Here is an 8,106-nt window from a genome sequence, read left to right as displayed (position 1 = left end):
CTGGGTCGCGATCACGGCGGGAACGAACGACATCGTCCAGCGCCTCCTCGGCGCCGTCGGGCGCTCCGATCTCGCCGACGATCCGCGCTTCCGCACCAACCGTGCGCGGCTCGAGAACGTCGACGCCCTCGACGCCGCCATCGCCGCCTGGATCGGCGGGCGCACCGCCGACGAAGCCGTCGACAGGCTCGTCGCCGAGCGCGTCTCGGCCGCCGTCGTGCACGATCTCGCCGCCGTCCTCGCAAACCCGCACTTCGCGGCGCGCGGCGACATCGTCACCATCGACGACCCCGACGCCGGCCCCATCACGACCGCCGCCCCCTTCCTCACTCCCCACGGCACCATCCGCCACCTGGGGCGCGACCTCGGCGCCGACAACGACGCCGTCTACCGCGACTGGCTCGGCGTCGCGCCCGACGAGCTCGCGCAGCTCCGAGCGTCGGGGATCATTTGATCCGGCCCAAGGCGCGTGGCTAGTAGACCACTTCCCACGCGCCCGAGGTCCCCGCGCGGGCCGCCACGAGCCGCGACTGATAGATCAAGGCGAGGACCATGCCCGCGCACATCTGCACGTCGTCGCCCTTGATGCGCTCGAAGGTCTTCGGATCGGGCGGATAGAGGAAGCCGTTCTTGCCGCGCACGACCACCTCGGGCCCGCCCGTCGTCACGAACTCGAGCTCGCCCTCCGGCACGGCCGTGATGCGTACGCCGGCCTTGTAGGCCGCGTCGAGACACTTGGCCTTGCGCACGCGCGCGGCATCGACGTCGCCCTTGCCTTCGAGCGCCTTGTAGACGGACGCGAAGTCGGGCTTGAACCAGTCGGCGCGCGCACGCACGAGCGCCGTGAGCTGCTGCTTGTCCTCGTCGGTGAGCGAGGTCACGGGGGGCAGGTGGTGCCAGGGCCGATCGGTGGCGAAGTCGGCGAAGAACTCCCGCTCCATCACGAGCTTCCCCGTCGCCTGCTTGTCGTCGACACCCTGGTCGGCCTGATTCGTTCCCTTGTACGTTCCTGGGGCGCTCTCCTCCTTCACCTGATCGGTGACCGTCGCCCAGCGGAGCTGGGCGCGATATGGCGTGCTCGCGTCGGCGGGCTCGAACTCGATGCGGATCGTGTTCTTGCCCTTGCGCACCGCTGGCCCGAGCGACTGGGCCGGCACCCAGACCGACGGCGCGATCTCGCGCTCCTCGAAGATGACCGGCACGGTGTCCTTGCGCACGACCTGCTCGGCGATGGGCACGTCGTTGAGGAAGACGACCACCTTCCCGGCGACGGTCTCGACGTGGTCCTCCTTCGGATCGCCCGTGAACGGCGTGAACTTGAACTCGACGTTCAGGACCTTCGCCGACACGAGGAGGGGCCAGAGCACGAGGAGCGTCGCCACGAGCGTGCGCATGACGGGGGCTTCTCCACCGCGGCTCCCGCGCCTGTCAATCGCCCGCGGTCACGCCTTGCGCCACACCGTCGCGAGCCATGGCTGCTGGTGGCGCGGGCGTCCGGCCGGCCGGTAGTAGTGCTCGAGCTCGGTGAACCCCGCGGCTTCGAGGTAGCGCCGCCACGTCGCGAGGTCGTGCCACGCGCCGTAGCGACGTCCCTGCCAGCCCTCGTCGTCGCGGCCGCGCGGGTTCGACGCGAAGAGCACGCCGCGCGCGCGCAGGGTCGCGTGCAGCTCGCGCAGCACCCGCGGCAGCTCCTGGGCAGGCACGTGGAAGAGCGACGCGTTCGCGAACACGCCGTCGAAGCGCGCGGGTGGAAGGTCGAGCGCGAGGAAGTCCTGCTGCCACACCTCGCAGCCCGACGTCGCGCGCGCCATGGCGACGAAGCGCGGCGCACCGTCGAGCCCGACCGGCTCGTGGCCGAGGGCGCGAAACGTCCGCAGGTCGCGTCCCGGACCGCAACCGAAGTCGAGGATCGCGTGGGGCGCGGGGCCCTCGACGTGCCGCAGCAGCGCGTCGACGTTCTGGGAGACGTCGTGATCCTTGGTCCCTTCCCAGAAGCCGTCGGCGGTGCGGTCGTAGTCTTCCAGCGTGACCTGCGTGATGCGGCGCAGGTCGTCCCGTCCCGGCATGTGGGACGTCAGCCGGCGAGCGGGCCGCGGTAGGTCGTCCCGAGGAGCCAGTCGCCGAACGGGATCGTCACGTTGAAGTTCCAGCGCTGCATCAGCTCGGGCGTGTGGTGGACGGCGTGCTGGTGGCGCAGGAGGCCGATCACCCGGTTCCTCGCGATCGGGTTGCCGGCCGGCAGGTGGTAGGCCAGGTGCAGCCACTCGTAGCTCACCGTGTAGCCCATCGAGCACGCCACCCAGAGCAGCGCCACGTTGTGCGAGACGAGGAACCAGAGCGCCGCGGTGATGGGGAGGGTCGTCACGAAGATCGCGACGATCCCATACGCCGGGATGAGGACCAGGCGGAACTCCTTCGTCGAGCGCATGGCCATGTCGTCGCGGACGAAGATCACGTGGTGCTCGGGCGTGTGGCGCCAGAAGAGCACCTCGAGCGGCCAGGTGCGGCGGTGCAGGACGTTGCGGTGGATGTGCCACTCGTTGACGTTGAGGAGCCCGAGAACGATCGGCACGAAGAGCCACTCGTACCAGCGCACGTCGTGGAGATGACTCACTGCCAGGACGATTGACGACAGGCCGAAGAGCGACGGGAAGGCCAGGTGCACCCACGGACTGTACCAGGGCGGCGTCCGCTCGAGCACCTCGGCGCGCATGCGATCGCGCTTCGAGAGCGGCTGCGTCACCTCCCAGGGCTTGGTGTCGACCTTCTGTGGCACGGGCGGATTCTAGGACCGCCGCCGGCGGTCGACAACCGGAATCGACGCGGCAGCTAGCGTTTCAGGGCCGCCAGCACGCGCTCCTTCACGGCCGGCGCGCACCAGCGCGGCAGCACCTCGTCGCGGAAGTAGCGTCGATCCTCGTCGCGGAGCGTGATCGTTCCGGCTCGGAGGGTCCGCTTCGTGGACGTGAAGATCTCGCGCGGGTGGGTGGCCAGCGTCTCCAGCACGGCGCGGGCCCGGGCCGGCGCGTCCACCGCCACCTCGTCGACCAGGCCCAGCTCGACCGCGCGCCGCGGCTCGTAGAGCCCGGCTTCGAGGAGCACCCGCTCGAGGGCGCGCGGCGCGACGCGCTGGCGGGCGACCTTCATGATCTTGGGTGGGAACTCGAGCCCGAGCGCGACCTCGTTGAGGCCGATCCGCGCCTTCGCATCGGCGGTCGCGACGCGCACGTCGCCGCACAGCGCGAGCACGCAGCCGCCCGCGATCGCGTGGCCGCCCACGCACGTGACGAGCGGCGCCGGATAGTCGAACAGCGCGTCGATGACGTCGTCCAGCAGGAGCAGGTAGCGCTCCATGCCGGCACGATCGAGCGAGGCGACCTCCTTCAGGTTGAGCCCGGCGCAGAACGCGTCGCCCGCCCCGGTGACCAGGACCGGCCGCCCTCCCGCCGCGGCGAGCTGGCGGATGATGTCCTGCATCACCGCCGTGCTGAGCGCGTTCTTGCCGGGGCCGCTGATCGTGAGCTCGTAGACGTCGCTCATGCGTTTTCTCCGGTCGCGACCTGCTTCGCCCATCGGTAGTCGGGCTTGCCCGACGGCGAGCGGACGATCTGGTCGACGACGCACAGGCTCCGCGGCAGCTTGTAGCCGGCGATCTTCGCGCGACAGTGCGTCTGGATGTCCTCGATCGTCGCCCGCGCGCCGGGACGCATCTCGACGACGGCCACGACGCGCTCGCCCCACCGTGCGTCGGGCACGCCCACCACCGTGCAGTCGAAGACGGCGGGATGCGATTTCACCGCCGCCTCGACCTCCTCCGGGAAGATCTTCTCGCCGCCCGAGTTGATGGACACCGAGCCGCGGCCGAGCAACGTCAGGCGCCCGTCGGCCTCGATCATCGCGTAGTCGCCGGGGATGGCGTAGCGGACGCCGTCGTAGGTGACGAACGTCTCGGCGGTCTTCTTCGGATCCTTGTAGTACTCGAGCGGGATGTCGCCCGCGCGCGCGATCTTGCCGATGACGCCGCAGCCGGGCTCGAGGGGCTTGCCCTGCTCGTCCAGCACCACCGTCCGTCCGATGCGCGAGACGGTGGGCCCGCCCTTCATGGCGGTCGCGCCCGCTTGCACCATCACCATGCCGTTGTTGCCGCCCTCGGACGAGCCGACCGCGTCGATCATCATGAGGCTCGGGAAGCGCTCGAAGAACTGGTCCTTCACCGACGGCGAGAACGTCGCCGCGCTCGACGTGAGGAGGTAGAGCGACGACACGTCCCAGCCGGCATCCGCCGCCTGGAGCGCCTCGACGAGCGGGCGCGCCATGGCGTCGCCGGTGATCATGATCGAGTTCACCTTCTCCGCCTGGACGAGATCCCACACGCGCCGCGCGTCGAACTTGCCCATCAGGACCACCCGGTTGCCGAGGAAGCTTTGCCCCATGACGGCCCACTGGGTGGCGCCGTGCATGAGCGGCGCGATGGGCAGGAACGTGAGCGGCACGCCGTTCTTCGCCTTCTCGACCATGAACTCCGGGCGGGGCGCGCGTTCGTTCGTCATGGGGTCGATGCCGCCCCCGAGGGCCATGAACACGTCCACGTGACGCCACACGACGCCCTTCGGCATGCCGGTCGTGCCGCCGGTGTACAGGATGTAGTGATCGCTCTCCGAGCGCGGCGTGAAGTCGCGCACCGGCGAGCCCGACGCGAGCGCGGCTTCGTACTCGACCGACCCGATCTTTGCGGAGTCCTCGCCGCTGCCGTCGTCGATCACGATCGTGTGCCGGAGCAGCGGCATGGCGTCCTTCACGCCCGCGACGCGCGGCGCGAACTGGCGCTGGTAGACGAGCGCCACGAGGTCCGCGTTGTCGAAGAGGTAGCGCAGCTCGTCCTCGACGTAGCGGTAGTTGATGTTGATCCACACCGCGCGCAGCTTGAAGACGGCCCAGGCGGTCTCCACCCACTCGACCGAGTTGAAGGCGTAGATGCCGACGTGGTCGCCGGGGCCGATGCCCTGCGCCGCCAGGTGGTGCGCGAGCCGGTTCGCGCGCTCCTCCATCTCCCGGTAGGTGCGGCGCTTGCCGTCGCAGACGAGGTACTCGCGATCGCCGAAGTGGTCGACCGCGTGCTCGAAGAGATCAGCGAGGTTGAACTCCACGACCGGACGTTAGACCACGGACCGAAGTCGGGGCTCAACTAGGCGCGAGGTAGCGGTCGATCACGCGGTGCATGTGGAGGATGTTGCCCTCCTGGCGGGGATTGAGGCGCAGCCCCTCGAAGCTGCGTGACTTCATGCCGAGCTGCGCCCGCACGATGTTCCGGTAGTCCTGGGTCGTGATCTCGCCCCAATCACGCGCCGTCCAGTCGGGAAAGAAGCGGCGCTCCGGCATCTGCCAGGGCTGCCCGGGCCGCGGCCACTCGAGCACCCACGTGTCCTTGATCGTGCTCTCGGGGTCGAGGCCGTTCGGGCGCACGCGGAAGAGGATCGCGCTGCCCGGGTAGATGGGGCCGACCACGTTCGGAAACCAGTAGACGTCGTCGGCGCTGGTCATGTGATCGGGCGTGAGGCCCGTGAGGTCGAACCCGCGCGACCGCATCAGCTCCATGCGGCGCTCCTGATAGACGGCGAGCAGGCTCTTCCCCGGCGGCGGCGCGGCGCGCAACTCCTCGACGAGCGCACGCTCGTCCTTCAGGAACGCGCCGCCGAGTCCGGCGACGAGCGCGGCCAGGATCTGGCCTTCGTCGACGTCTTCCGGTCGCAGGCCGAGGCGCGGGCTCGGACGGAGCTGGCGCCGCGCGCTCGCGAGCCGACCGTAGTGCGCGTGCGTGCGGAACTGCTCGTAGGCGAGGCTGGTGTCGTCGACCCACGGCAGCGTCTGCGGGTGCGTGCCCTGCACATGGTAGCCCTCGTTGAAGGCGTCGATGGCGGTCTTCCAGTTCGCGGGCAGGATCGTCGTCAGGTACGACCGGAAGCGCATCTCGTGCAGCCGGTACGGCGCCAGCAGCTCCGGCAGCGGATCCAGGAACCGGAGCAGCGGCTCCGCGTCGGGATCGAGGTTCACGAACACGAAGCCGCCCCAGGTGTCGACGCGCACCGCGCCGAGCCGCAAGTCCGCCGGCAGGTCGGGGAACTCGTGCCGGTCGACGACGTCGCAGAGGCGACCGTCGAGCGCGTAGCACCAGCCGTGGTACGGGCAGCGGATGCCTTCGGTCCGCACGCGGCCGTGCCCCTCCAGCAGGCGCGTGCCGCGGTGCAGGCAGGCGTTGAAGAACGCCCGCAGGTCTCCCGGCGCAGTGCGCACGACGAGGATCGACTGGTCGCCGATCGTGTACTCGACGTAGTCCCCGACCGCCCCCAGCTCCTCCTCGCGGCACGCGATCTGCCAGACCCGCGGCCACAGGCGCTCCATCTCGAGGTCGAGGAACGCGCGCGATGTATAGCGCTCCTTGGCGATGAGCCCGTCGCCGGCCACGGAACGACTCTAGGGCCGCGACGGCGGCACTGACAACCGTCGGGACGACGCCGTTTGACCTTCGCGAGGGGCGTTCGTAGAGGCAGGATGGAGGCAGGGACCCGGGGGAACCGGGGAGGACGGGGCGATGTGGAGGCGAGGGGCGGCTCCGGTGGGGCTCGTGGTTCTGGCGCTCCTGTGCGGCGGCGGCGTCGCGCGGGCGAGCAATCTGCGCCACGCGTACCGGACCTCGCCGGGCCTGCTCGGGCTCGAGTTCGCCGTCACGCCGGCCTACCAGAACGCCGTCGACACGATCCTCGAGCAGGCGGCGCGGAATCTCCCCATCCCGTCGATGTCGAGCGGCTTCACGTTCCGCTACGACGAGGACAGCGGCCGCTACGAACGCACCACCCAGACCTTCGCCGAGCCGTTCTTCACCGAGCGCGCCGATACCGTCGGCGACGACCTCTGGAGCTTCGACCTCGCCTTCCAGTGGATCCACTTCGACGAGTACGACGGCGACAAGCTCGGCGTCGATCCGTATCCGCTGAGCTACAGCCAGACGGCGATCGGCTTCAGCGCCACCCCGGAGCTCCGCTACACGATGGCGACGCTGAACGTCACCTACGGCGTCACGAACGACCTCGACGTGAACGTCGCCATTCCGATCGCCGGCCTCGACGCAGAGATCGTGGCACGTCAGACGACGCCGCACGGATTGCTCGTCGCCAGCGCCAGCAGCGAGTCGTTCCACATCGTCGGTCTCGCGGACATGCTGGTGCGCGTGAAGTATCGCCTCTTCGAGGCCGGTGGCTTCACGGGCGCGATCGGCGGCATCGCCCGCATTCCGACCGGCTCCCCGCAGGACGGGCTCGGCACGGGCTACGGCGAGCTCGGCCCCTACGCCGTCCTCTCGACGGTGTTCTTGGATGGCCTCATCGACTCCCACTGGGAGGCCGGGTTCGACGCGAACCTCGGCATCGCGAGCCACAGCTCGGGGCACTATGCGTGGGCGATGGATCTCCAGCCGTGCGCGTGGATGTCGTTCGGCGCCGAGCTACGCGGGCGGAGCGAGGTCGGCAACTGGCGCGCCGAGTCCTCGGTCTCGGGTCCGCACGTGACGCCGTCGGGCGTCCGGTCGGAGCCGTACCTCGGGGTCGACGCGCAGCGGAAAGACTACTTCGACACCACGCTCGGCGTGCGGATCCGCCTCTGGCATACGGTGCTGCTGTCGCTCGGCGTCTCGACGCCGATCAACGACGACGGCGTGCGCGACTCGGGGTGGAGCCCGATCGGCTCGCTCGAGGGAACGTTCTAGGGGAAGGTCGCGCCGCCGCCGGGCGTGCTCCGGAGCGACGCCGATCCGGCGGCGCACGCCTGGCCGATGCGAACCGCGACGCGCAGGTCCGGTGGTGTGAAGCGGGCCAGGTGCCGGATGAGGATGCTCATGCGCGCGCCGTCGGTCCGGCTCGTGAGGCCCATGTCGTTCAGGGGCGGGCAGAGCTGCGCGTGGTCGTCCCAGAATCCGTAGTGCTGCTTGAAGAGGCGCATCCAGTGCTCGCTCCCGAGCGTGCAGCACAGAAGCGGGCCTCCCGAGTCCGCGAGCGCCACCAAGACGTCGGTGTGGAGCGGATCGACGACCTCGAGCCCGGGGCCGCCGAGCTG

The 8,106-nt window shown here is 70.0% G+C and carries 9 protein-coding genes; 2 read left to right on the top strand and 7 right to left on the bottom strand.

All coding sequences use genetic code 11. The features are described 5' to 3' along the window. The coding region (locus VMS22_20130) for a CoA transferase (protein HXJ36350.1) at positions 1 to 454 on the top strand (454 nt) is incomplete at its 5' end. 19 nt (positions 455 to 473) lie between these two features. On the opposite strand, the gene VMS22_20125 is transcribed toward VMS22_20130, so the two are convergent. The 6 genes from VMS22_20125 to VMS22_20100 are packed head-to-tail and all read right to left on the bottom strand — an operon-like array spanning position 474 to position 6,462. Next, complete coding sequence (locus VMS22_20125; protein ID HXJ36349.1) at positions 474 to 1,394, bottom strand: hypothetical protein; 921 nt, start codon at positions 1,392 to 1,394, stop codon at positions 474 to 476. A 48-nt stretch (positions 1,395 to 1,442) separates the two neighbouring features. Continuing rightward, positions 1,443 to 2,066, bottom strand: coding sequence for a class I SAM-dependent methyltransferase (locus VMS22_20120; GenBank protein HXJ36348.1), 624 nt, complete (start codon positions 2,064 to 2,066; stop codon positions 1,443 to 1,445). A gap of 8 nt (positions 2,067 to 2,074) precedes the next feature. Beyond that, positions 2,075 to 2,776 carry a fatty acid hydroxylase gene (locus VMS22_20115; GenBank protein ID HXJ36347.1) on the bottom strand — a complete coding sequence of 234 codons (702 nt, stop codon included), beginning with the start codon at positions 2,774 to 2,776 and terminating at the stop codon, positions 2,075 to 2,077. Positions 2,777 to 2,829: 53 nt separating this feature from the next. Further along, complete coding sequence (locus tag VMS22_20110) at positions 2,830 to 3,540, bottom strand: enoyl-CoA hydratase/isomerase family protein (GenBank protein ID HXJ36346.1); 711 nt, start codon at positions 3,538 to 3,540, stop codon at positions 2,830 to 2,832. Continuing rightward, positions 3,537 to 5,147 (bottom strand): acyl-CoA synthetase, encoded by a 1,611-nt coding sequence (locus tag VMS22_20105; GenBank protein ID HXJ36345.1) that lies wholly within the window; start codon positions 5,145 to 5,147, stop codon positions 3,537 to 3,539. The genes VMS22_20110 and VMS22_20105 overlap by 4 nt, the downstream gene beginning before the upstream one ends. 34 nt (positions 5,148 to 5,181) lie before the next feature. Continuing rightward, positions 5,182 to 6,462 (bottom strand): aromatic ring-hydroxylating dioxygenase subunit alpha, encoded by a 1,281-nt coding sequence (locus VMS22_20100; protein ID HXJ36344.1) that lies wholly within the window; start codon positions 6,460 to 6,462, stop codon positions 5,182 to 5,184. A gap of 151 nt (positions 6,463 to 6,613) precedes the next feature. Here VMS22_20100 and VMS22_20095 point away from each other — a divergent pair, with 151 nt between their 5' ends. After that, on the top strand, positions 6,614 to 7,759 hold the full coding sequence (locus VMS22_20095) for a hypothetical protein (GenBank protein HXJ36343.1): 1,146 nt from the start codon (positions 6,614 to 6,616) through the stop codon (positions 7,757 to 7,759). Here VMS22_20095 and VMS22_20090 read toward each other — a convergent pair. Continuing rightward, a partial coding sequence (locus VMS22_20090; protein ID HXJ36342.1) for a hypothetical protein occupies positions 7,756 to 8,106 on the bottom strand: 351 nt, incomplete at its 5' end. The two genes, VMS22_20095 and VMS22_20090, sit on opposite strands and share 4 nt — an antisense overlap.

The sequence above is a fragment of the Candidatus Eisenbacteria bacterium genome (assembly GCA_035577985.1).
GTDB lineage: Bacteria > Desulfobacterota > Binatia > DP-6 > DP-6 > DATJZY01.
This window is presented reverse-complemented; position numbering and strand designations above follow the sequence as displayed.

Bases quoted from the DNA above. Each gene is read 5' to 3' on its own strand.
- VMS22_20120 (HXJ36348.1), bottom strand. From the start codon at position 2,066: ATGCCGGGACGGGACGACCTGCGCCGCATCACGCAGGTCACGCTGGAA.
- VMS22_20125 (HXJ36349.1), bottom strand. From the start codon at position 1,394: ATGCGCACGCTCGTGGCGACGCTCCTCGTGCTCTGGCCCCTCCTCGTG.
- VMS22_20110 (HXJ36346.1), bottom strand. From the start codon at position 3,540: ATGAGCGACGTCTACGAGCTCACGATCAGCGGCCCCGGCAAGAACGCG.